Annotated in this window: 20 protein-coding genes and 1 riboswitch; of the genes, 11 read left to right on the top strand and 9 right to left on the bottom strand. The window is 64.2% G+C overall.

Annotation, left to right across the window (positions count from 1 at the left end; all coding sequences use genetic code 11):
- Positions 1–96: 96 nt before the first annotated feature.
- Complete coding sequence (locus ACYQ12_RS07865; protein WP_459869873.1) at positions 97–1,050, bottom strand: choline ABC transporter substrate-binding protein; 954 nt, start codon at positions 1,048–1,050, stop codon at positions 97–99.
- Between the two features lie 281 nt (positions 1,051–1,331).
- On the opposite strand from ACYQ12_RS07865, the gene betI reads away from it, so the two are divergent.
- From betI to betA, 3 genes are all read left to right on the top strand, one after another.
- Entirely contained in the window at positions 1,332–1,931 is a 600-nt protein-coding gene (betI, locus tag ACYQ12_RS07860; protein WP_459869870.1) for a transcriptional regulator BetI, read from the top strand.
- 53 nt (positions 1,932–1,984) lie between these two features.
- The gene (betB, locus tag ACYQ12_RS07855) at positions 1,985–3,469 is read left to right on the top strand and encodes a betaine-aldehyde dehydrogenase (protein ID WP_459869867.1); all 1,485 of its coding nucleotides are present in this window, start codon (positions 1,985–1,987) and stop codon (positions 3,467–3,469) included.
- Positions 3,470–3,556: 87 nt separating this feature from the next.
- Positions 3,557–5,239, top strand: coding sequence for a choline dehydrogenase (gene betA / locus ACYQ12_RS07850; protein ID WP_459869864.1), 1,683 nt, complete (start codon positions 3,557–3,559; stop codon positions 5,237–5,239).
- 121 nt (positions 5,240–5,360) lie between these two features.
- On the opposite strand, the gene ACYQ12_RS07845 is transcribed toward betA, so the two are convergent.
- On the bottom strand, positions 5,361–6,260 hold the full coding sequence (locus tag ACYQ12_RS07845) for a DMT family transporter (protein ID WP_459869861.1): 900 nt from the start codon (positions 6,258–6,260) through the stop codon (positions 5,361–5,363).
- Between the two features lie 336 nt (positions 6,261–6,596).
- On the opposite strand from ACYQ12_RS07845, the gene ACYQ12_RS07840 reads away from it, so the two are divergent.
- Positions 6,597–9,050, top strand: coding sequence for an acyl-CoA dehydrogenase (locus tag ACYQ12_RS07840; protein ID WP_459869858.1), 2,454 nt, complete (start codon positions 6,597–6,599; stop codon positions 9,048–9,050).
- A 72-nt stretch (positions 9,051–9,122) separates the two neighbouring features.
- Here ACYQ12_RS07840 and ACYQ12_RS07835 read toward each other — a convergent pair whose 3' ends face one another.
- The 3 genes from ACYQ12_RS07835 to ACYQ12_RS07825 form a co-directional block, all read right to left on the bottom strand.
- On the bottom strand, positions 9,123–9,584 hold the full coding sequence (locus ACYQ12_RS07835) for a septal ring lytic transglycosylase RlpA family protein (RefSeq protein ID WP_459869856.1): 462 nt from the start codon (positions 9,582–9,584) through the stop codon (positions 9,123–9,125).
- A 9-nt stretch (positions 9,585–9,593) separates the two neighbouring features.
- Positions 9,594–10,571: an NADPH:quinone reductase gene (locus tag ACYQ12_RS07830; protein WP_459869853.1), complete on the bottom strand. Its 978-nt coding sequence runs from the start codon at positions 10,569–10,571 to the stop codon at positions 9,594–9,596.
- Positions 10,572–10,666: 95 nt separating this feature from the next.
- Positions 10,667–11,236 (bottom strand): hypothetical protein, encoded by a 570-nt coding sequence (locus tag ACYQ12_RS07825; protein ID WP_459869850.1) that lies wholly within the window; start codon positions 11,234–11,236, stop codon positions 10,667–10,669.
- Positions 11,237–11,412: 176 nt separating this feature from the next.
- Here ACYQ12_RS07825 and ACYQ12_RS07820 point away from each other — a divergent pair, with 176 nt between their 5' ends.
- The 7 genes from ACYQ12_RS07820 to cobO all read left to right on the top strand — a co-directional run bounded on the left by ACYQ12_RS07820 (position 11,413) and on the right by cobO (position 19,232).
- Positions 11,413–12,174, top strand: coding sequence for a glycerophosphodiester phosphodiesterase family protein (locus tag ACYQ12_RS07820; protein ID WP_459869847.1), 762 nt, complete (start codon positions 11,413–11,415; stop codon positions 12,172–12,174).
- A 75-nt stretch (positions 12,175–12,249) separates the two neighbouring features.
- Positions 12,250–13,071 (top strand): motility protein A, encoded by an 822-nt coding sequence (locus ACYQ12_RS07815; RefSeq protein WP_459869845.1) that lies wholly within the window; start codon positions 12,250–12,252, stop codon positions 13,069–13,071.
- Positions 13,064–13,726 (top strand): OmpA/MotB family protein, encoded by a 663-nt coding sequence (locus ACYQ12_RS07810; RefSeq protein ID WP_459869842.1) that lies wholly within the window; start codon positions 13,064–13,066, stop codon positions 13,724–13,726. The genes ACYQ12_RS07815 and ACYQ12_RS07810 overlap by 8 nt, the downstream gene beginning before the upstream one ends.
- Before the next feature lie 195 nt (positions 13,727–13,921).
- Entirely contained in the window at positions 13,922–15,169 is a 1,248-nt protein-coding gene (locus tag ACYQ12_RS07805) for a NupC/NupG family nucleoside CNT transporter (protein WP_459869839.1), read from the top strand.
- A gap of 66 nt (positions 15,170–15,235) precedes the next feature.
- Positions 15,236–15,436: riboswitch (cobalamin riboswitch) on the top strand.
- Positions 15,437–15,560: 124 nt separating this feature from the next.
- The gene (locus ACYQ12_RS07800; protein ID WP_459869836.1) at positions 15,561–17,375 is read left to right on the top strand and encodes a TonB-dependent receptor domain-containing protein; all 1,815 of its coding nucleotides are present in this window, start codon (positions 15,561–15,563) and stop codon (positions 17,373–17,375) included.
- Positions 17,376–17,492: 117 nt separating this feature from the next.
- Positions 17,493–18,566 carry a PA0069 family radical SAM protein gene (locus tag ACYQ12_RS07795; RefSeq protein ID WP_459869833.1) on the top strand — a complete coding sequence of 358 codons (1,074 nt, stop codon included), beginning with the start codon at positions 17,493–17,495 and terminating at the stop codon, positions 18,564–18,566.
- A gap of 66 nt (positions 18,567–18,632) precedes the next feature.
- Complete coding sequence (gene cobO, locus ACYQ12_RS07790) at positions 18,633–19,232, top strand: cob(I)yrinic acid a,c-diamide adenosyltransferase (RefSeq protein WP_459869831.1); 600 nt, start codon at positions 18,633–18,635, stop codon at positions 19,230–19,232.
- A gap of 22 nt (positions 19,233–19,254) precedes the next feature.
- On the opposite strand, the gene purU is transcribed toward cobO, so the two are convergent.
- The 4 genes from purU to ACYQ12_RS07770 form a co-directional block, all read right to left on the bottom strand.
- Positions 19,255–20,121: a formyltetrahydrofolate deformylase gene (gene purU, locus ACYQ12_RS07785; protein WP_459869828.1), complete on the bottom strand. Its 867-nt coding sequence runs from the start codon at positions 20,119–20,121 to the stop codon at positions 19,255–19,257.
- A gap of 67 nt (positions 20,122–20,188) precedes the next feature.
- Positions 20,189–20,821 carry a sarcosine oxidase subunit gamma gene (locus ACYQ12_RS07780; RefSeq protein ID WP_459869825.1) on the bottom strand — a complete coding sequence of 211 codons (633 nt, stop codon included), beginning with the start codon at positions 20,819–20,821 and terminating at the stop codon, positions 20,189–20,191.
- Positions 20,814–23,858, bottom strand: coding sequence for a sarcosine oxidase subunit alpha family protein (locus ACYQ12_RS07775; RefSeq protein WP_459869823.1), 3,045 nt, complete (start codon positions 23,856–23,858; stop codon positions 20,814–20,816). The genes ACYQ12_RS07780 and ACYQ12_RS07775 overlap by 8 nt, the downstream gene beginning before the upstream one ends.
- Positions 23,855–24,259 carry a sarcosine oxidase subunit delta gene (locus ACYQ12_RS07770; protein WP_459869821.1) on the bottom strand — a complete coding sequence of 135 codons (405 nt, stop codon included), beginning with the start codon at positions 24,257–24,259 and terminating at the stop codon, positions 23,855–23,857. The genes ACYQ12_RS07775 and ACYQ12_RS07770 overlap by 4 nt, the downstream gene beginning before the upstream one ends.
- Between the last annotated feature and the right edge of the window lie 109 nt (positions 24,260–24,368).

Raw genomic sequence — 24,368 nt, 5'->3', positions numbered from 1 at the left:
TCGTGGGACATGTAGCGCCGCCCGACGATGGTGGCGAATTATGCACATGGGATTGCATGATGGCAAGCCCGAATCGCCACTCTGGCTTGGCGGGACTCAGCCCTGCAGGCCCAGCGCCGTCTTGACGGCCGGCAGGCCCGGTTCGCCATCGACAGTCTGAACGCCCTCGAGCCAGGCCTTAAGCACCTCGGGGTGCACCTTGAGCCACTGGCGCGCCGCCGTTTTCGGCTCCGCGCCCTCATCCATGATGGCGCTCATGATCTGGTTTTCCATATCCAGCGAGAAGGTCAGATTCTCGAGCAGCTCTCCCACGTTTGCGCATTCTTCAGCATAGCCGCCCCGCGCATTGGTATAGACGGTCGCCCCGCCCAGATCAGGACCGAAGTAGTCGTCGGCCCCTTCCAGATAGCCCATGTCGAAGTTGGTATTCATGGGATGCGGCTCCCAACCGAGGAATACCATCCAATCCTCGTTTCCCGTCTTCGATTTCAGCTCGGCCAGCATCCCCGCTTCGGAGGAGTCGACCAGCTGCCAGTCGCCGAGCCCGAAGGCATCGTCATCGATCATCTGCTGGATGATCTCGTTGCCGTCGTTGCCCGCCTCGATACCGTACAGACGATGTCCGAACTCGTCGGCGTGAGCGTCCAGATCCGCCACTGAGGTCACGCCCGCGTCGATGACATACTGCGGCACGGCCAGCGTGTACTTGGCCCCCTCCAGGTTCGCGGTGATGCGATCGACACTCCCCTTTTCGATGTAGGGATCGCTGATGGAGGCCATCGACGGCATCCAATTGCCCAGGAACACGTCGAAGTCGCCGTTTTTCATGCCTGCGTAGGCCACCGGCACCGAGACCGTGTCGGCACGCGTGTCGTAGCCCAGTGCATCGAGCACCACGCTCGACAGCGCGGTGGTAGCGGTAATGTCAGTCCAGCCGACTTCGGCAAAGCGTACGGTCTGGCAGCTTTGCGGCACCTCCGCCATCGCCAGCGGAGCGGAGAGCGTCGTCAGGCCAGCGAGCAAGGACAGGGAAAGCGTCTTCTTCGTCATCGTACCGTTCCTCGGGTAGGGTCTGAGATCATGCCGGTGTCATCAGCGTCTTGTCGCTGCAATCAGACACGCCTCGACCCGATGGATAAAATTATTCGAAGAAACACTGAATCTTCGATAAGGCTTTATTATGATAGGGGTGTAAAACTATGTAATCCACTATCCCTATTATTGATTGAACGTTCAATAAAAATCCTGCACACTATAGCTGAACGCTGCATTGACAGGCCACTTGCGCTTTCAACGCAACGATCGCGTCGCATGCGAGAGGAGACAACGCGGTGCCCAAGCTTGGAATGGAACCTATCCGCCGCCAGCAGTTGATCCAGGCCACCATGGAAGCCATCGACGAGGCCGGACTGGCAGATGCCACGATCGCACGTATCGCCCGGCGGGCGGGCGTCTCGACAGGCATCATCAGCCACTACTTCGGCGGCAAGGATGGGCTGATCGAGGCCACCATGCGCCATATCCTCAACGATTTGGGCAGCGCGGTGATTCAACGGCGCGCCAGCCTCGCGCATGACACGCCTCGGGAACATCTGCGCGCCATCATCGATGGCAACTTTGACCGCAGCCAGATCAGCCGGTCGGTGATGAAGACCTGGCTGGCCTTCTGGGCCTCGAGCATGCATCACGCAGATCTGCAGCGCCTGCAGTATGTCAATGATCGGCGCCTCTACTCGAACCTGAGCTTTCAGTTTCGCCGCTGCCTGCCCAAGCCGGAGGCACGCCGTGCCGCACGCGGGCTGGCGGCGATGATCGATGGCTTGTGGCTGCGCGGCGCCCTGGCGCCCGAGGGGCTCGATGTCGACCGCGCACGCCACTTGGCCTATGACTATTTGGATACTCAGCTAGACCACACTGAATACAGCGCCTGAGCGTCACCACACGTCCCGGCCTGAATCCCATGCAATATCGCAGGAGGCACCCCATGGCGACTTTCGAAACCCAGCAACTCTATATCGGCGGGCGCCGGGTGGATGCCACATCCGGCGAGACATTCGACACCCTCAACCCCGCCAATGGCGAGGTGCTCGCCAGCGTTCAGCAAGCCTCGCCGGCCGATGTCGATCGTGCCGTGGCCAGCGCTCGTGAAGGACAGAAGACATGGGCCGCCATGGACGGCATGCAGCGCGCCCGAGTCCTCCACAAGGCGGTAGCGCTGCTGCGCGAGCGCAATGATGAGCTGGCAGAGCTGGAAACGCTGGATACCGGCAAGCCGATCAGCGAAACCAGCGCAGTGGACATCGTCACCGGCGCCGACTCGCTGGAATACTTCGCCGGTCTGGCCCCGGCCATCGAAGGCACGCAGATTCCGCTGCGTGAGACCTCTTTCGTCTATACCCGTCGTGAACCGCTCGGCGTGGTGGGCGCTATCGGCGCCTGGAACTATCCGCTCCAGATTGCCTGCTGGAAGGCGGCCCCGGCACTGGCCGCGGGTAACGCCGTGGTGTTCAAGCCCAGCGAAGTGACGCCATTGTCCGCGCTCAAGCTGGCTGATATCTTCACCGAAGCCGGTCTGCCCGACGGCGTGTTCAACGTCGTGCAAGGCGACGGCCGCGTGGGTGCCATGCTGACCGAGCACGACGACATCGACAAGATCTCGTTTACCGGCGAAGTGGGCACCGGCAAGAAAGTCATGTCCGCCGCCGCCGGCTCGACACTCAAGGACGTCACCATGGAGCTGGGCGGCAAGTCGCCGATGATCGTCTTCGACGATGCCGACCTCGATCGCGCTGCCGATGCCGCGATGATGGGCAATTTCTATTCCAGCGGGCAGGTGTGCACCAACGGTACCCGGGTCTTCGTGCAGCGCTCGGTCAAGGACGCCTTCGAGGCCAAGATCGTCGAGCGCGTCAAGCGTATCAAGGCGGGCGACCCGCTCGATCCCACGGTCAACTTCGGCCCGCTGGTCAGCTTCGAACACCTGGAGAAGGTGCTCTCCTATCTGGAGATCGGTCACCAGGACGGTGCCCGGTTGCTGGTCGGCGGCTCACGCATGACCGCAGACGGCGATGCCGACTATGACTATGGCAAAGGCGCCTGGGCTTCGGCCACGGTGTTTACCGACTGCACCGACGACATGCGCATCACCCGTGAGGAGATCTTCGGCCCGGTGATGGCGATTCTCGCTTTCGATGACGAGGAGGAGGTCATCGCCCGCGCCAACGACACCCACTATGGCCTGGCGGCCGGCGTGTTCACCGAAGGGCTCAATCGCGCGCACCGCGTCATTCAGCGCATCGAGGCCGGTATCTGCTGGATCAACACCTGGGGCGACTCGCCGGCGCAGATGCCGGTCGGGGGTTACAAGCAGTCCGGTGTGGGCCGCGAGAACGGCATTTCGACGCTCGATCACTACACCCAGATCAAGTCCGTGCAGGTCGAGATGGGCCCCTTCCCGGCCGTTTTCTAACCAGGCCCCCAACCCTGGCAGGGCAGCCGGAGTCCCGGCTGCCTCCTTTGCTGCACCCGTTTCATGAATCGACAGGAGGGCCTTGGCATGGCACAGGCTCGTGAATACGATTACATCATCATCGGCGCCGGCTCGGCCGGTAACGTGCTCGCCACGCGATTGACCGAAGACACCGCGGTCAGCGTGCTGCTGCTGGAAGCCGGAGGCCCCGACTACCGTTTCGACTTCCGGACCCAGATGCCGGCAGCCCTCGCCTATCCCCTTCAGGGCAAGCGCTACAACTGGGCCTTCGAGACCGACCCGGAACCCTACATGAACGACCGCCGCATGGAGTGCGGGCGAGGCAAGGGCCTGGGCGGCTCGTCGCTGATCAACGGCATGTGCTACCTGCGCGGCAACGCGCTGGATTATGACCGCTGGTCGGCGGCACCCGGTCTGGAGGACTGGAACTACCTCGAGTGTCTGCCCTACTTCAAGAAGGCGGAGACCCGCGACATCGGCCCTAACGCCTACCACGGCGGCGACGGCCCGGTGTCGGTGGCCACACCCAAGGAGGGCAACAACGAACTCTACGGTGCCTTCATCCGTGCGGGCATCGAGGCCGGCTATCCCGAGACCGAGGATGTCAACGGCTACCAGCAGGAAGGCTTCGGGCCGATGGATCGCACCACCACGCCCAACGGACGGCGCGCCTCCACCGCACGCGGCTATCTGGATCAGGCCAGGGGGCGTCCCAATCTGACCATCGAAACCCATGCAATGACCGACTGCATCCTCTTCGACGGCAAACGTGCCGTGGGCGTGGCCTACTCGCGCAAGGGCCAGGCTCAGGAAGTTCGGGCGCGTCGCGAAGTGCTGTTATGCGCCGGCGCCATCGCCTCGCCGCAGATCCTGCTGCGTTCCGGCGTGGGCAACCCCGAGCATCTGCGCGAATTCGACATCCCGCTGGTACACGACCTGCCGGGCGTTGGCGAAAATCTTCAGGATCACCTGGAGATGTATATCCAGTACGAGTGCAAGAAGCCGATTTCGCTCTATCCGGCGCTCAAGTGGTGGAACCAGCCCAGGATCGGCGCCGAGTGGATGTTCTTCGGTACCGGTATCGGCGCCAGCAACCAGTTCGAGGCGGCCGGCTTCATCCGCACCAACGATGGCGAGGAGTGGCCGAATCTGCAGTACCACTTCCTGCCGATCGCCATCAGCTACAACGGCAAGAGCGCGGTGCAGGCCCACGGCTTCCAGGCCCACGTCGGTTCGATGCGCTCGATGAGCCGCGGGCGGATCCGCTTGACCTCCCGCGACCCCGGCGCTGCGCCGAGTATCCTGTTCAACTACATGTCCGAGGAGAAGGACTGGCAGGAATTTCGCGATGCCATCCGCATCACTCGGGAAATCATTGCCCAGCCGGCCATGGATCCCTATCGCGGCCGCGAGATCTCGCCGGGGCCGGACGTGCAGAGCGACGCCGAGCTCGACGAGTTCGTGCGCCAGCACGCCGAAACCGCCTATCACCCCTGCGGCTCGTGCAAGATGGGCACGGATGATATGGCGGTGGTCGATGGTGCCGGGCGTGTGCATGGTCTCGAGGGGCTGCGGGTGATCGACGCCTCGATCATGCCGGTCATCACCACCGGCAACCTCAATGCCCCGACGATCATGATCGCCGAGAAGATGGCCGACAAGGTGCGCGGCCGCGATCCGCTCCCCAGGGCCGATGTCCCCTACTACGTGGCCGGCGACGCCCCGGCCCGCCAGCTAGCGAAGGCCTGAGCGCTCCGCCCCTCTTGTCCGCCCCTCTTGCCCGCCCCGCTCATGCGGGGCGTTTTGGCTTCGGCGTCGCTTCCATGGAAAAGGAATGGAGAACGGGAACACTTTCCGAACCGATACCGCACTACCGTTTTAGTGTAGCGCTGCGTGAAGGACGGCTCTGCAGGACGCTCAAGCCGGTTACGGCGCCCAGAATCAAGGTCATGCCCACGACCTGCGGCCAGTTCAACGTGTCGCCAAGCATGAGCAAGCCAAAGAGAGCCGCGGTGACTGGCTCCACCATGGCCACGATCGAAGCCGTAGTAGGCAGGGTGTGCCGGAGCCCGGCGATATAGCAGTAGAACGACAGGCCGGCGCCCAGCAACCCAAGCAGGAAGAACCAGGCCGCATCGGCCGAGACCGGCACGGTTAACGCTTGGCCGTGATCGATCAGCGCCAGCAGGACCAGCGTGCCGGTGGCGAAGGCAATGAACAACACGCTCGGTGCAGGCCCGTAGTCGCCGGCATACTTGAACCCGAAGATGAACAAGGCATAGGCAAGTCCCGCCAGCAGGCCACTGACGATGCCCAGTATCGTGACCACATCCGCCTGTGCACGGTAGATGCCGGTCAGCAGTACGATTCCGGCCATGACCAGCACGATGGTGAGAAGCTTCACCAGCGAAGGGCGCTCCACTCCGGCAATGAAGGAGACCACGTAAACGAAGATCGGAGCGCTATACATCAGGGTGGCAGCCACCGCTACGCTTCCCTCGCTGATGCTGATGAAATAGAACGTGAAATTGCCTGCGACGCCCAGCCCCGCGACCACTGACCAAAGCACTAACTTGCGATTGAAGGAAAAGCGCCGCCCCCGGAGACGGATCACGACCATCCAGATCGCCATGCATCCCAGCCCCACCAAGGCCCGCCAGAAAGAGATGACATCGGGTGCCCAGCCTCGGGATATCAGCAGACTGCCAAGCCCCCCGGCCAGCCCCCATTGGAAAGCGGCTGCTATTACCAGCGCGGTAGACGAAAACAATACGCAATCTCCATGCAACGGGGAGCAGGTTAACCGCCCCAGGTACGATGAGTCGTTCAGCCGACAGGATTCATGCCAAAGGATTCAGTCTCGGCCGTGGGCGAATGGCCCTGGAGTCATTTCTACATCTTTTTCGGCCCTTTCGAAGCCATGAAAGGCATTGTTGGCCTTCTTTAGCGTCGTCTGACTTCGCCGTTATGCCAACCTGAAAATGGTCTTTTATCGCGTCTTGTTGCGCCACCTTCAGCCAGGTACGACTAGCCAGACCGAGGGAGATACACTAGGCTAATAATTCAAACAATCGTTCGAACGCGTCGCCAAGCTCGGAGGCAAATCATGCTGCAGTTCATACTGATCGTGTTGACGATCGTCGGTCTGCTGGAAGTCATGCGGCGCGAAGCCGGTGCCATGCCAGCGGTCGGCGTGCTGGGTGTTCTCGGCCTCGTCGGCCTGCTGGCCGGCGCACCGGTCGTGGGTATTCTACTGCTCATCGCCGCAGGCGGAGTCGCTGTCAGCGGGCTGCCCGATCTGCGCCGGCGCTGGCTGACGCCGCGCATCTACGCCCTCTTCGACAAGGCTGCGCCCAAGGTCTCCGAGACCGAGCGCTCCGCGCTGGAGGCCGGCACCGTCTCCTGGGACGGCGAGTTGTTCTCCGGCAAGCCGCAATGGCAGCGCCTGCTCGACTACCGTGACGATGGGCTCAGCGAAGAGGAACGCGCCTTCGTCGAGCATCAGTGCACCGTCGCGGCCAGTATGTGCGACGGCTGGGACGTGGCCCGCGAACGCGCCGACTTGCCTGAGGAATTGTGGGATTATCTGAAGAAGGAAGGTTTCTTCGGCATGATCATTCCCAAGCAGTACGGCGGGCTGGGCTTCTCCGCCAAGGCGCAATCGGCGGTTCTGCAGAAGCTCGCCATCAATGAGACGCTGATGGTGTCCGTGGGTGTGCCCAACTCGCTGGGGCCTGGCGAACTGCTGCTCAAGTACGGCACCGAGGAGCAGAAGGACCACTACTTGCCGCGCCTGGCCGATGGCCGCGAGATCCCCTGCTTCGGTCTGACCGGGCCGCGTGCCGGCAGTGACGCCACCTCGCTGCCGGATGTGGGCATCGTCTGTCGCGGCATGCACGACGGCAAGGAAGTGCTCGGCCTCAAGCTGACCTTCGAGAAGCGCTGGATCACGCTGGCGCCGATCGCCACCGTGATCGGCTTGGCCTTTCGCATGTTCGACCCCGAGCACCTGCTGGGCGACGAGACGGACCTGGGCATCACCTGTGCGTTGATCCCGCGGGACACACCGGGCATGGAGATCGGCCGGCGTCACCACCCCATCGGCAGTCCGTTCATGAACGGCCCCATCAAGGGTCAGGACATGTTCATTCCACTCGATTATCTCATCGGCGGGCCGGACATGGCCGGGCAAGGCTGGCGCATGCTGGTCGAATGTCTCTCGGTGGGACGCTGCATCACCCTGCCCTCCGGCGCCTCGGGCATCGGCCGCTACGCCATCGGCTGGTCCGGCGGCTTCACCCGCATCCGCCGCCAGTTCAACGTGCCGGTGGCCGAGATGGAAGGCGTACAGGAGCCCCTGGCGCGGCTCACCGCCCATGCCTATATTGCCCAGGCCACGGTGATGCAGACCGCCAACCTCATCGATCACGGCGAGAAACCCGCCGTCCCCTCGGCGATCCTCAAGAGCCAACTGACCGAGTTCCAGCGCAATATCATTGCCGATGCCATGGATGTCCACGGTGGACGCGCCGTCACCCTCGGCAAGCGCAACTACCTCGGCCTGGCCTGGAGCGCCGTGCCGGTATCGATCACCGTGGAAGGCGCCAATATCATGACCCGCAACCTGATGATCTTCGGTCAGGGCGCGATTCGCTGCCACCCCTACACGCTCAAGGAACTGGCCGCCAAGGAGGCCAACGACATCGAGGCCTTCGACAAGGCATTCTTCGCCCATGCCGGGTTGATCTTCGGCAATGCCGCCCGCGCCTTCGTCCAGAGCCTCGGCATCGGCAAGCCGTCAGTGCCCTTCGACGACACCGCCGCCCCCTACGCCCGTGACGTGAGCCGGCTCAGTGCAGCGTTCGGCCTGGGTGCCGATGCCGCCATGGCCAGTCTCGGCGCCAGCCTCAAGCAACGCGAGCTGCTCTCGGCGCGACTGGGCGACGTACTTTCCAACCTTTATCTGACTTCCATGGTGCTCAAGCAGTGGCAGGCAGGCGATCACGTCGAGCATGAGGCGGCGTTGCTGCACTATAGTTGCCGGACCCTGCTCTACCGTGCCGAGCAGGCGCTGGTCGAGTATTTCGACAACCTGCCCAACCGGGCGCTGGCCACGACCCTGTCGGTCATTACCATGCCGCTGGGGCGCCGCTGGAAGAAACCGGCAGACGACCTGACCCGCGAAATCGCCAGGGCGGTCTCCACGGACACCGCGCTACGCCACAAGCTGACCGCCAATACCTGGGATACCCAGGATGCGCAGGGGCTGCAAGAAAATCCGCTGGCTCGCTACAACGCCCTGCTCGCCGAGAACGCACGCGCCGAGCCGATCTACCGGGCGGTGAACAAGGCCTATGCCAAAGGCGAGCTGCCCGCCGAGGCCCTGCACCCCGAACAACGTATCGAGGCCGCGCTCGAGGCCGGGCTGATCAGTGCGGAGGATGCCGAATTCATGCGTCGCTACGAGAAGGAGGTCCTCGAGATGCTCAGCGTCGACGACTTTGCCTTCGATGCCTTCGCCACCCGCAAGGACAAGGTGGTCTGGCACGACGTCGCCTGAGCCGGCACCTGACTGCCGATAGCGCCCCGGCCGGAGGCCGGGGCGCATCGAGGTGGAAGGACGTGAGCCGCGTCAGTCGTCGACCTGTATGGCGACCGGCGCGACGCCTTGGCGAATCATGTCGAGGCGCTTGGCGGCGGCATAAGAGAGATCGATGATGCGGCCCCGTACGAAAGGGCCGCGATCGTTGATGCGCACCGACACCTCGCGTCCAGTGCCGAGATGAGTGACGCGGACACGGGTCCCGAAAGGCAGCGTGCGATGCGCGGCGGTCAGCATATCGGGATCGTAGCGTTCGCCGCTGGCAGTGCGCTTGCCCCGGTGAGCCTCGCCGTAGTAGCTCGCCTTGCCTGTCTCGACGGGCGACGCCAGCATGTCGGCGGAGGAAGGCGCCGTCGCGGTTCCCGCACATCCCGCCAGCAATACGGCAATCCCCAGCCCCAGCCCCAGCCCCAGCCTGCCGGCCCGCAACCGGGTTGCCTGGCTTGCGCTCCGGCAGACGGCCTTCGTCGTCGAGAATATGACTTCCGGCATCCGGCAGGCTCAGGGCAGCAGAATGGTCGAACCGGTGGTCTTGCGCGACGCCAACGCCTCCTGAGCCTCACCGGCCTTCTCCAGCGGGTAGCGCTGGGCGATGTCGATCGTGACCTTGCCGCTCTCGAGCACCTCGAACAGCTCGCCACACATCTGCTCGAAGCGCTCGCGCGTATCGGCATAGCCGTTGAGACTGGGACGCGTCACGTAGAGCGAGCCCTTCTGGTTGAGGATCGCCAGGTTGACGCCCTCCACCGGACCGGAGGCATTGCCGAAACTGACCATCAGGCCGCGCTTCTGCAGGCAGTTCAGGGAAATCTCCCAAGTGCTCTTGCCCACCGAATCGTAGACCACCGGCACCATCTCGCCCTGAGTCAGCTCGCGAACCCGCTCGGCGACATCCTCCCGGGTATAGTCGATGGTCGCCCAGGCACCGTTCTTCTTGGCCAGTTCGGCCTTCTCCGGCGATCCCACGGTGCCGATGACCTTGACGCCCAGCGCCTTGGCCCACTGGCAGGCGATCGAGCCGACCCCACCGGCCGCGGCGTGGAACAGGATGGTCTCGCCGCCCTGCAGGCGGTAGGTCTGACGCAGCAGATACTGCACCGTCAGGCCCTTGAGCATACATGCCGCCGCAGTTTCGAACGCAATGCCATCGGGTAGTTTCACCACCTTGTCGGCCGGCAGCACATGAAGGTCGGCGTAGGCGCCAAGCGGCCCTTGGGCATAGGCGATGCGATCGCCCTCCTTGACGTGGCTCACACCCTCGCCGACCGCCTCCACCACGCCGGCGCCTTCGGTACCCAGCCCCGAGGGCAGCTCGGGCGTCGGATACAGTCCCGTGCGCACGTAAATGTCGATAAAGTTCAGGCCCACGGCGTGATTCCTGACCCGAATCTCGCCCGCCTTGGGCTCGGCGGGCGAGACATCGACATACTCGAGCACCTCGGGACCACCGGTGCGGGAGAGCTGGATTCGCTTGGCCATGGCAACGTTCCTTATTCGGCTAATGGGATACCGTCTCACCATACAAGCGCCCCGTTGTCAGCGCCAGCATGTCCCCACGGGAAACTACCATACGCTTACAGCACCCTTGGGAAGGACTCGAGCCCGCGAATGAAGCGCTTCTTGTAGCCATCGAAGAGCTTTTCGTCCTGCTTGAAGGATTGGATGACCGCACGTTCGTCGAAGCGCATCGTCGCGGGCAGATCGTCCAACCCGGTGGCGGGATGGCGGGGCCCCAGACCGATGCGAGTCCCCTCCGGGCCGGTATACCAGCGCTCGATGCCGCAGTCGCGGAACATCGCCTCTCCGGCCGCATCGGTGGCATTCACCCGTAGCGGTGCCCGCTCGGCCAGCTCCCTGACCAGCCGCTCGGCCGGCTTGCGCGCCCGAGGATCCAGTGCCGAGAGCAGCGCCAACTCCATGCTGCTGCCGCGTTCGTCGAGTACCAGCAGCGCCAGAGCTACCGGATGCGAAGCGTCGTCGACCAGTGCCAGCACCCGCGCGGCCTCCTGTTCGAACAGCACGCCGAGCGTGCCGGCAAAAGTCGCCAGTGGCGCAATGCCGGCTTCATAGCCGTAGACCTCGGCACACAGCCGTGCGAGACAAGCGTCACGTTGCTGCTCGTTTTTTACATGCACGACTTTCATCGGCTCTCCACTTTTTCACCGTTACTGATGGGCGCAGAAGCCTAGCACATCGCGATGTCTGCTACCTCTTCTTGAGGTGGCGCCCGACATCATGATCGACACGCCTGGAAACACTTGACGAGACGGCAGAATTTGCCGAAGTTCAGGCTCCGTATCAGCGTCCCGGGATGCCCCACATGAATGCCACAGTCGTCGAACTCCCCTGCACCATCGCCCACCGCGGCCTGTCGGCCCACGCACCGGAAAACACCCTGTCTGCGGTGCGCGCGGCATTCGAGGCAGGCTGTCGTTGGGTGGAGCTCGACGTTCAGCAGCTCGGCGACGGTACACCGGTCATCTGGCACGACGCGGGCATCCGACGCTGCTCCGACGGCCGCGGCAAGTTGCGCAAGCTGTCGCTTGCCCAGGTGAGTCGCTTCGATGTGGGAAGCTGGTTCAGTGGCAAGTTCCACGGAGAGCGGATAGCGACGCTCGGCGCGGTACTCGGGCTCATCGACAAGCTCGGCATGGGGCTGAATCTGGAACTCAAGGTCAGCCGCGGTCATGCCCCCGACGCTCTGGCCAAGGCGGTCATCCCCGCCCTGCTTGAAACGCTGCCCGCCTCGCGTCTGATCGTCTCCTCCTTCAGCCACGAGGCCCTGGTTGCGGCCCGCGCTTGCGAGCCCGACCCTACCCGGTTGCCGCTGGGCATTCTCAGCGACAGGCTCGACAAGGACTGGCAACACCAGGTAGAGCAACTTTCGGCCTACAGCCTGCATCTGGACTGGCGCAGGCTGAAAGCCTCCCAGGCCCACGCGATCAAGGCCAGCGATACCCATCTGCTGTGCTACACCGTCAACGACCCCGCCGTTGCCCGACGTCTATGGGCATGGGGCGCAGACAGCCTGATCAGTAACGATCCCGCCCGCCTGGCGGAGGATACCGACAGGGCTGGATAACCCGACGCGTTCAAGTTCCCTGCCGAACGGCCGATATTACTGTCATCCAGTCACCGTTTCGGACAAGGATCCCTTATGAACGCCTCCACCGTGATCGGCATGGTGGTCAGTTGCCTGTTGCTCGCCACCGTATTGCTGTTTACCGCCGAATCGCCCGACAGCTTCCTCAACCTGCCCGGCCTGGCGATCGTGCTCACCGGCACCCTGGCCGCCACGTTCATCAGTTATCCGCTGCGCGAAGTGGTGCGTGTGGTGCGCCTGGTGGGCATCGTGTTCCGCCGGGAGAACACCTACGCACGAGACGATATCAAGGAGCTCGTCGACATGGCCCGCCTGTGGTTCAAGGGCGACGTACGCGCCGTGGAAACAGCACTGGAAGGGACACGCAATCCGTTTCTACGCACCGGTATCCAATTGGTTATCGCCAACACCAAGGAAAGCGAGATTCTCGATCTGCTGCGCTGGCGCATCGCCCGGCTCAAGGCCCGCGAGCACGCCGAGGCGCACATCTTCCGCACCATGGCTGCCTATGCGCCGGCCTTCGGGATGCTCGGCACCTTGGTGGGACTGATCAACATGCTCGAAGTCATGGAAGCCGGCGACATGGCCGCCATCGGCCCACGCATGGCCGTGGCGCTGCTCACTACCTTTTATGGCATCCTGCTCGCCAACCTGGTGTTCAAGCCCATCGCGGTGAAGCTGGAACGTCGTACCGAAGATCGCCTGATCGCCATGAACATGGTGCTGGAAGGCGTGTCGCTGATTTCCAAGCGCCGGCTGCCTTCGTTCATCGAAGAAACCTTGAACTCCTTCATGGCCAACTACCAGGACGAAATCCGCGATGCCCAGCCGCTCCATCGCAACGACCCGATAATGGGAGCCCGGGCCGGTGAATAGCCAGCATCAGGACGACCTGCTCGGTGGCGTCGGATCCGATGGCGAGGATGGCGAAAGCTGGCTGGTGAGCTACCTCGACGTCCTGACGCTTTTGATCACGCTGTTCGTGCTGCTGCTGGCCATGTCGGGCAACGGTACCCATGACGCCACCGCCGCAGCCGATGCCACCCAGGTACAGTCCGCCGCAGGCAGTGCACCGGCCGGCACGCAGGCCAGCGGTCTGCAGCCTCGCCATGATGGCGTACTGCCCAGGCTCGACGGCGTTACGGTCTCGCGCAGCGCCCAAGGGCTGAATCTGCGCATTCAGGACCATCTACTGTTCGATAGTGGTCAGGCGACCCTGACCGACTCCGGCCGCACAGTGCTGAAGGGCGTGATTCCCTTTCTGCAGCGCTATCCCGGGCTGATCTCGGTGGAGGGGCACTCCGACAGCGTGCCGATCAGCACCCTGCGCTTTCCTTCCAACTGGGAACTGTCCAGTGCACGCGCCAGCGCCGTGCTGCGCTACGTGCACGATCAGGGCATCCCGGTGCAGCGTCTGCGCGCGATCGGCTATGCCGATACCCGCCCCCTGGCGAGTGACGAGACGGCCGACGGCCGAGCCGCTAATCGTCGCGTCGAGCTGGTACTGCAGGAAAACGCCGCCCTGCCATGAAGGTCCGTCGCGCAGTCCATCAGCGACTGTGCGACATCTACCGCCGCATCCTGTGTCTTCCGCATTCGACTGGCGCTGGCCCCCGTATCCTGCGTTATCATGCCCACCCGGCGGCACGGACCCACCTCGGCGCTGCCGCTGACCTCCGATGGCGCTGGGTCGCCATCATGAATCTACAACCCTTTAGGCTTCCCTATGCAGCAAACACTCATGGGACTGGTCGGCATTGCCGTCGTGCTATTCCTGGCCGTGCTCCTGTCGGAAAATCGCCGCGCCATCCGCTTGCGAACCGTGCTCGGCGCCCTGCTCATCCAGGCCGGTCTGGCCCTTTTCGTGCTTTACATTCCCTTCGGCCAGGCCACCCTCCTGAGCATGAGCGAGGCTGTCCAGGCCGTGATCGACAGCGCCAATGCCGGCATGAGCTTCGTCTTCGGCGGGTTGGTCAGCGATACCATGTTCGAGGTCTTCGGCGGCGGCGGTTTCGTCTTTGCCCTGCGCGTGCTGCCCATTATCGTGTTCTTCTCGTCGTTGATTGCCGTACTCTATTACCTCGGCATCATGCGCTGGGTCATCAACCTGATCGGCGGCGGTCTGCAGAAACTGCTGGGCACCAGCCGTACCGAGTCGCTGTCCGCCGCCGCCAACATCTTCGTCGGCCAGACCGAAGCACCGCTGGTCGTGCGCCCGTTCATCGCCAACATGACCCGCTCCGAGCTGTTCGCCGTCATGGTCGGCGGCCTGGCCTCTGTCGCCGGCAGCGTGCTGGGCGGCTACGCGGCGATGGGCATCCCGCTGCAGTACCTGCTCGCCGCCTCGTTCATGGCGGCACCCGGCGGGTTGCTGATGGCCAAGATCATCGTGCCGGAAACGCAGCCGCATGCCGAGCGCACCAAGGAAGCCGTCGAGACGCCCATCGAGGAACGCCCCACCAACGTCATCGAAGCCGCCGCCAGCGGCGCCTCTTCCGGCGTCCAACTGGCGATCAACGTCGGCGGCATGCTGCTGGCCTTCATCGCGCTGATCGCCCTGGTCAACAACATGCTCGGCTGGGCCGGCGGCCTGTTCGGTTTCGAGAACCTGACTCTCGAGCTGATCCTCGGCTACGTCTTCTCGCCACTGGCCTTTCTCATCGGCGTGCCCTGGCACGAAGCGATCCAGGCCGGCAGCTTCCTCGGCGAGAAACTGGTCCTCAACGAATTCGTCGCCTTCGCCGACCTCGCAGCGACGCCCGACACCCTGAGCCCCCACGCCCATGCCATCGTGGTCTTCGCCCTGTGCGGCTTCGCCAACTTGTCGTCGATCGCCATCCTGATGGGCGGCCTGGGGTTGATGGCACCTGGCCGACGCAGCGAAATCGCTCGCCTGGGTCTCAAGGCCGTGGCAGCGGGCACCCTCTCCAATCTGATGAGCGCCACCCTGGCCGGGCTGTTTCTGTCGCTGTAAGTCTTCTCTGTCGCGGCTTGCGTTGAGCCGCGTCAATTGACTTGCCTCGCTTCGCCACGCAGAATCCCGGCCCGTCGAGACCCAGGTGCTCGGGAAACGGGTGAAAATCCCGTACTGCCCCCGCAACGGTAATCGCGCATGTCGGCAACGGGCCGGGACAAGCGTCCCGCCAGCCACTGTCCCATCGGGACGGGAAGGCGTTGTCGAGGGAGCCGCGCAGGCTCCCGGCGCGTCAGTCCGGAGACCGGCCTGCGTCTCTGCTCTGGCTGATGCGGAGGGCTTCGCCAGTGGCGTCGGTATCCCATCCGTTTTGCTCCAGGCGAAACTGCACCCGTCGTCACCCCTGTCCTCCTCATCGCGTACCGAAGTCTACGCGCTTGAGGATACCTTGATGTTCATGCACTACCGAAAATCGACGCTATGGCTGGCCATGGCCATGGCGACCACCACGCCGGTTCACGCCGACCAGCGCCTGAGCGATCTTCAGGTCACCGCCAACCGCCTGTCCCAATCTCAGGCCGACGTTCTCGCCAGCACCACCGTCATCGACCGCGACGAGATCGAGCGCTTGCAGGCCGACTCCGTGGTTGAGCTGCTGCAGGGACGCGCAGGCATCGAGCTGGCCCGTAGCGGCACGCGCGGCAACCAGACCAGCCTGTTCATGCGCGGCACCAATTCCGATCATGCCCTGGTGCTGGTCGACGGCGTCAGGATCGCTTCGGCCACCGACGGCTCGATCAACTGGGAGTTCCTGCCGGTCACGGCCATCGAGCGCATCGAGATCGTCCGTGGCCCGCGAGCCGCCGCCTACGGCGCCGACGCCATCGGCGGGGTCATCAATGTTCTCACCCGCCGCGCCGAACAGGATGGCCAACAGGCCACGCTCGACCTGCGCACCGGTCAGCAGGGCAGCTCCCGCCAGAGCGCCTGGTTCTCCTCCGTGGAGCGCGGCACGCGCCTGTCGGCACTGATCGACAATGAAAGCACCAACGGCTTTTCGGCTCGCGCCAACGGCAGCGACGACGACGGCTTCGACCAGACCACCGGCAAGATCGCCGTCGAACACGCCTTTGCCGACCGCGCCGACCTGCGCGTCTCGTTGATGCGCTCGAAGACCGATTACGACTATGACGATTGCGGCTATCCCTACAGCGCCGACTGTCGCGGCGAAGGCACGCAGCAGGTGGCATCGGCCTCCCTCGACACGCATCTCTCGCGTGACTGGGACATGGTGCTGACCGCCGCCCAGTCACGGGAATCGCGCGAGCAGTTCGTCGAGGGCGCGGCCAGCGGAGAAACCTCGACGCGCCGCAATGCGTTCAGCGTGACTCACCAGTTCCGTACCGAGGCAGGCAGCGCGGCGCTGGGCGTGGACTACCGCGACGAGTCGCTGACCTCTCCTGACGATTACGCCCGGGACAGCCGCGACAACTGGGGCATGTTCGGCAACTGGCAAGCCCAGTACGGCCGGCACGCGCTATCCGCCGGCCTGCGCTATGACGACGACGAATTCTTCGGTGACTACACCACCGGCAGCCTGGCGTACGCCTATACGCTCACTGCCAGTCAGGAGATCGGCGCCAGCTACGGCACCGCCTTCAATGCCCCGAGCTTCCTCGATCTGTACGGCCCTTATGGCGCCAATCCCGACCTGGACGCCGAGGAGTCCCGCACCGCCGAACTGTTCTGGCGTCTGCGCCGGGATCGCTGGCATCTGGAAGTGGCGGCATTCGATACCCACGTCGACGAGCTGATCGACTACGACCCGCTCACCTACATTCCCTACAACACTGGCGAAGCCCGCATTCGCGGCGTCGAGCTGACGGGAGGATGGCGTTCGGCGCATTGGCTCCTCTCCGCTTCGTTGACCCACCAGGATCCGGAAGATCGCGATACCGGCGAGCGCCTGGCACGTCGGGCACGCACCTTCGGCCGTCTGGCCGCCGACTACCATCTCGCCGACTGGCGCTTCGGCGCCACGCTGCGCAGCGCCTCCGACCGCAGCGACATCGAGATCGCGTATCCGTACGGTGACACCACGGTCGGCGGCTACGGCGTGGTCGATCTGCGTGCGGCCTGGCAGGTCACGCCGAAGATCGAGCTTTCCGCCGAGGTCGAGAACCTCTTCGACCGGGACTATCAGCTGGTCAATGGCTACAACACCCGGGATCGCTACGTCGAGGGTGGCATTACCCTGCGTCTCTGAGCCTCGGCCGGCAGGCCTGCACCAAAGGGCGCCCGCGTCGGGGCGCCCTGTTGCATTGCGATCGCCTAAACACCGCCTCTATACTGTTCAAAAATACAGTATCGAGGAAACCGGTTCATGAGCGTTCGTCACCCCTCCACGCCGCGCAAGGGCCGGGGCGCGACCTTCGACCCCCACAACCGTTTCGCGCCGACGGCCAGCGATGCCGTCGACGACGGCTGGTGGCAGGAAGCCCTGCCGGACCGCCTGGCCACGCAGGTGACCGAGGAAGTCGCCCGCAGCGCCCTGTCCTGGAACACCTCGCCGGATCTGGGCTTCGACCGTTCGGTGAACCCTTACCGCGGCTGCGAGCATGGCTGCATCTACTGCTATGCCCGTCCCAGCCACGCCTACTGGGATCTGTCGCCAGGGCTCGACTTCGAGACCCGCCTGATCGCCCGGACCGGCCTGGTCGAGCGCCTGCGCGAGGAGTTCTGCAAGCCGGGTTACGTCTGTCGCCCGATCAACCTGTCCGGCAACACCGATTGCTATCAGCCCCTGGAAGCCGAGCGGCGGACGACCCGCGCGATTCTCGAGTGCCTGCTTGAGTGTCGTCATCCGGTGACCATCGTCACCAAGAGCGCTCTGATCCTGCGCGATCGCGACCTGCTCGCCGAGATGGCCCGGCATCGCCTGGTGCGGGTCTTCATCAGCCTGACCAGTCTCGACGACACGCTCAAGCGCACATTGGAGCCGCGTGCGGCCTCCGCCGGCGCCCGCCTGAAGACGATGCGCGAACTCGCCGCGGCCGGTATCCCGGTCGGCACGCTGATGGCACCGCTCATTCCCGGCCTGAACGATCACGAACTGGAAGGTCTGCTCGGCGCCGCCCGCGACCATGGCGCCCAGACGGCCGGCTGGGTGCTGCTGCGCCTGCCCCACGAGGTCGCCCCGCTGTTCGAGGATTGGCTGCAGGCGCATTACCCCGAGCGGGCCGCCAAGGTCATGAGCCTGATGCGCCAATGCCGGGACGGGCACGACAACGATCCCCGCTTTGGCCAGCGCATGCGTGGCGAAGGGGTGTTCGCCGAACTCCTCGCGCAACGTTTCGCCAAGGCGGTGCGGCGCCTGGAACTGCATCGGCGGGCCGACATGGCGCTGGACTGCAGCGCCTTTCGGCCTCCGCACCGCCAGGGGGACCTGTTCGTGTAGATGACGTCGGCCTCGCCCTGTCATAGGCTTGGACCGCCCATGTTCTTTCATCCTCAGGAGCGACCGATGACCGACCGCGACCGCCGTCACCAGCAATCGATGCAGAAACTCAAGGCCCATGTCGACGAAAAGGTCGCCGCCGCCCAGGAACAGCGCGGCCTGCTGCTGGTCTTCACCGGCAACGGCAAGGGCAAGACCACCGCCGCCTGGGGTACCGTGACCCGCGCCCTGGGCTACGGCTACCAGGTCGGCGTGGTGCAGTTCATCAAGGGACTCTGGGAATGCGGCGAGCGCGAGCGTCTGATCGACGATCCCAACCTCGAGGTGCAGATCATGGCCACCGGTTTCACCTGGGACACGCAGGACCGCGAGGCCGACACCGCTGCGTGTCAGCGCGTGTGGCAAGAGGCGGCACGGCTGCTGGCCGACGCCGCCGTCTACCTGGTGGTGCTCGACGAAATCACCTACATGCTCAAGTTCGGCTATCTGGACATCGAAACCGTCAGACACGCCCTCGCCAACCGACCGCCCGAACAGACGGTGATCGTCACCGGGCGCAACGCCCATCGCGACCTGATCGCCATGGCCGATACCGTCACCGAGATGCAGGAAGTGAAACATGCCTTCAATGCCGGCGTGCAGGCGCGTCGGGGCATCGATTACTGACCCGGCTCAGACAGGGCGCGCTTCAGCTCGCAAATACCACGGTACGATTGGCATGCAGAAACACGCGTCGCTCGATGTGGTAGCCCACCGCCCGCGCCAGGGTCAGACACTCGATGTCACGCCCCTTGGCCACCAGGTCTTCGGGGTAATGGACATGATCGACCGGCTCGACGCCCTGCGCGATGATCGGCCCTTCGTCGAGATCGTTGTTGATGTAGTGCGCCGTCGCCCCGACCAGCTTGACGCCCTTCTCGTAGGCCTGATGATAGGGCCTGGCGCCCTTGAATCCCGGCAGCAGCGAGTGATGAATATTGATGGCGCGCCCTGCCAGCCGCTTGCACATGGCCGGTGACAGCACCTGCATGTAGCGGGCCAGCACCACCAGTTCCGCCCCGGTCTCCTCGATGATTTCCTGAACCTGCGCTTCCTGCTGCGGCTTGGTCTCGGACGTGATCGGGCAATGGTAGTACGGCAGGCCATGCCATGCCGCCAGCGGCTCGAGATCGGGATGGTTGGAAATGACGGCGCGAATGTCGAGCGGCAGCTGACCGATGCGGTAGCGGTACAGCAGATCGTTCAGGCAGTGATCGGCCTTGGAGACGAGAATCACGGTCCCCATGCGCTTGCCCGGTGGGGTCAGCTCGAACTCCATGTCGAACTCGGCAGCACGCGGGGCGAAGGCGTCGTGAAATGCCTCGCCACCGAAGCCTTCCACTTCGGGACGAAACTCGGCGCGGATGAAGAAGCGCCCCCCCAGCCGGTCGTCGAACGAGTTGAGTTCGGTGATGTAGCAGTGCTGTTCCTTCAGAAAGCGCGTCACTACATCCACCGTCCCCAGGCGGCTCGGGCATTGGGCGGCAAGAATCCAGGTATCGGCCGTTCGGCTCATGATGTCCCCATGTGTTATTGGCTTGTCAGGGAGAGGAAAGAAGGCCGGCACTAGGCCGGCCTGACATTCAGCGTTCCACGGTGACGCCATACTCCGTGGCGGCGTCCAGCAGCCAGCGGTAACAGTAATCGGCGAAGCTTCGACGTATCACCAGCTCCCAATGCGTTTCGCTCGGTCGGCGCAGCACGACCGAGGCCTTGGCGAACACCGTGGTGACACCCTTGCCCACCGGAAAGGCCTGCGGGTGCACATCATAGGGCGTGGACCTCATCAGCACCTCGCGTGCGTTCTCGCCGCGCAGCGTCAGCACGCTCTGGCCACCGCTGACATTGACGATGCTGAAGTGCGCCTGGCCCAGCGCCTCGCGCAGTCGGCGTTCCAGCGTGAACTCCTCGCCGCCGGGCACGATGACCAGCCATTCGTCGGGGGCCAGCCACTGGATCGAACGCTCGCCGCCCTCATCCAGCGTCAGCGTGTTGGGCCGGGCCGGCAAGGCGATGCCCAGCACCTCGCGTACGGCCTCGTCCAGGACGATGGCCCCGCCGCGCAGAATCAGGTGGCCGAGGAAGGCGTGCTCGCGCAGCGTCACGCCCGCGCTGGCTTCACGAGGCGGCACTTGCCGATGAAAGGACCATGCCAGCGGCGACTCGGCGCTCGGGTGTCCGGCAGGCCGGGTATCGAATTCTCTGACCTCAGACATGCTGGCGCTCTCCTTTGGGATCGACGAAGACGGGGCTGACGATTTCGGCCTCGTGGACCGTGCCGTCGGCCATCGGCAGGTAAACGGTATCGCCCATGCGCTCATGCCCACCCTTCACCACGGCCAGGGCGAAGCCATGACCCAGCGAGGGACTGTAGTAGCTGGACGTCACATGCCCCACCATGATCACGGGGATGGTCTGCTCGGGATCGAAGACGATCTGTGCGCCCTCCTCCAGCACCACCTTGGGGTCCTTGGGCTTCAGGCCGACGAACTGCTTGCGATCCGTGCGCCGGGTGTCGGGGCGTGACAGGGCGCGCTTGCCGATCCAGGGGAACGGCTTGTCGTAGCCGATGGCCCACTGCATGCCCAGATCCTCGGGCGTGACCGAACCGTCGGTGTCCTGGCCGACGATGATCAGGCCCTTTTCGGCACGCAGCACGTGCATGGTCTCGGTGCCATAAGGCGTCAGGTCGTACTTCTCGCCGTGTTCGAACAGGGTCTTCCAGACGTGCATGGCGTAATTGGCCTGCACGTTGATCTCGAAGGCCAGCTCGCCCGTGAACGAGATGCGGAAGACGCGCGCCGGCACGCCGGCGACCGTACCCTCGCGCCAGTCCATGAACTTGAACCGTTCCTTGTCGAGGTCGATGTCGGTGACCTCGGCCAGCAGCTTGCGGGCATCGGGCCCGGTCACGGTCATGGTCGCCCAGTGGTCGGTCACCGAGTTGAAGTAGACCTGCAGCTCCGGCCACTCCGTCTGGTGCCAGAGTTCCAGCCACTCCAGGACGCCAGCGGCACCGCCGGTAGTGGTGGTCATCAGGAAGTGGTTCTCGCCCAGGCAGCTGGTCGTGCCGTCGTCCATGAGCATGCCGTCGTCCTTGCACATCAGGCCGTAGCGCACGCGACCCGGCTCCAGCTTGGCCCACTTGTTGGTGTAGACGCGGCCCAGGAACTCGCGGGCATCGGGACCCTGGATGTCGATCTTGCCCAGGGTCGAGGCGTCGAGGATACCGACGCGTTCGCGCACCGCGAGGCACTCGCGGGCCACGGCCTCGTGCATGGTCTCCTGCTTGCCATTGACGGTGCGCGGAAAATACCACGGACGTTTCCACTGACCGACATCCTCGAATTCGGCACCGTGTTCGACATGCCACTGATGCAGCGCAGTGTAGCGTTCGGGATCGAACAGCTCGCGGCAGTGACGCCCCACGATGGCCCCGAAGGTCACCGGCGTGTAGTTGGGCCGGAACACGGTGGTCCCCACCTCGGGAATCGAGCGTTTCAGGCAACGTGCCGCAATCGCCATGCCGTTGATGTTGCCCAGCTTGCCCTGATCGGTGCCAAAGCCCATCGCGGTGTAGCGTTTGACGTGTTCGATGGACTCGAAGCCTTCGCGGGTCGCCAGCTCGATACCCGCTGCGGTGACGTCGTTCTGCAGGTCGACGAACTGCTTGGGCGCGCGCATGGTGTGTTTCTCGTGCGGCACCTGATACAGCGCACTAGCCTGGCCGTCCTGCCGGGCGGCGACCTGAGGCAGTGCCGAGGCGTCAGCGGCAGTGTCGATGCCCACGGCCTGTGTTACACGCGTGCCGGTCTCGGCGCCATCGCGAATCACGTCGTCGAGCGGGTAGACACCATGCGCGCCGCCGACCGGAGTGAGGCCTTTCACCTCGCCTGGCACGAAACCCAGGATATCGTCCCGCCATGTCGGCCGCGTACCGGTGTGCGATGCCAGGTGAATGACCGGGCTGTAGCCGCCGGAGCTGGCGATGGTATCGCAGGCCAGTTCCTCGACCTTGCCGATGACGCTGAACAGCTTGGCATCGATTCGGGCGACCCGAGCGCCACTGACGCGCTCGGCGCCCTTGGCCTCGATCACGGCACTTTGGGCGATGATACGGATCCCCAGCGCCTGCACCTTGTCGATCAGATCGCCCTTGGGGTTGGTGCGCGCATCGACGATCGCCACGACTTCGCGGCCCGCCTCGTGCCAGTCCAGCGCGGCGCGATAGGCATGATCATTGGTCGCGGACAGCACCAGCTTGCGGCCGGGGACCACCCCATAACGACGGATATAAGCAGACACGGCGCCCGCGATCAGGTTGCCGGGCACGTCGTTGTTGGCGTAGACCAGCGGACGCTCATGGGCGCCGGTAGCCAGCACGACCTGACCGGCTCGCACGCGGTACAGGCGTGAACGCGCCTGCCGGCGACCGTCGGAGGTGGGGGCGCTATCGGCCAGGTGCTCGGTACGCCGCTCGTGCAGCGTCACGAAGTTATGATCGTGGTAGCCGTTGGCGGTGGTACGCGGCAGCAGGGTGACATTCTCCAGACTGCCGAGTTCGTCGAGCACACGATCGACCCATTGCGCGGCAGGCGCATCGTCGATCAGTTCGCGGCTGTCCAGCAACGAGCCGCCCATCTCCTCCTGCTCGTCGCAGAGAATGACTCGCGCCCCGCTACGTGCCGCAACAATCGCGGCGGCCAGGCCTGCCGGGCCGGCACCGACGACCAGCACATCGCAGTGCTGGTTGACGTGATCGTAACGGTCCGGATCGGGCTCGGTGGGACTGCGTCCCAGGCCGGCGCTCTTGCGGATGTACTTCTCGTAGGTCATCCACAGCGAGGCCGGCGCCATGAAGGTCTTGTAGTAGAAGCCCGGCGGCATGAACGTGCCGCTCAGCTTACCGACCATGCCCATCAGATCGCGCTGCACGTTGGGCCAGCCGTTGGTACTGCGTGCCGTCAACCCTTCATAGAGCGCCTGCTGGGTGGCGCGCACGTTGGGCACCTGGGCCGCTTCGCTGGCTCCCAGTTGGACCACTGCATTGGGCTCTTCCGCCCCGGCAGCGACGATGCCGCGCGGACGCGAATACTTGAAGCTGCGGTTGACGACATCGATGCCATTGGCCAGCAAGGCGGAGGCCAGGGTATCGCCGACATGACCCACGTACGGCTTGCCATTGAAGGTAAAGTTCACTGTATGGGAGCGATCGATCCGGCCCCCTTGCGGCAGTCGGTTGACCTGGCTCATACCCGCGCTCCCTGGTTCGCTGCGTCGTTCAATGCTTCGCTTTCAGGCCGGGCACCCACCGTTTGCCAGCCGCCCGAGGCCGCCTGCACACCGGCCTGCTTGTCTTTTTCAGTAAGGCTTGCCGCCGTCACTGCAGGCTGCTCGCCCATCTTGTACGTCTCGAGAATCTCGTAGCTCACCGTATGACGGGTGATGTTGAAGAACTTGCGGCAGCCGATCGCATGCACCCACAGTTCATGGTGCACGCCGCGGGGATTGTCGCGGAAGAACAGATAGTCCCCCCAGGTTTCATCGGAGCACGCCTCGGGATCCTCGGGGCGCTGAATGTGCGCCTGCCCCTTGGGATGGAATTCCTCTTCCTCGCGGTGCTCTTCGCAGTACGGACAGTAGATATGAAACATTTTCCCTCCAACACCGTGGATGAGAGCCATCGTTTTTCTGCGCCAGCGAGCGGTGTGATGGCAAGGCGTTCGGCAAAGAAGGAACCGGAATGTACGTGTTTGTACATAA

The organism is Halomonas shantousis, assembly GCF_054654615.1.
Note: the sequence above shows the minus strand (reverse complement) of the source record. Positions and strands in the feature narration are given on the sequence as shown.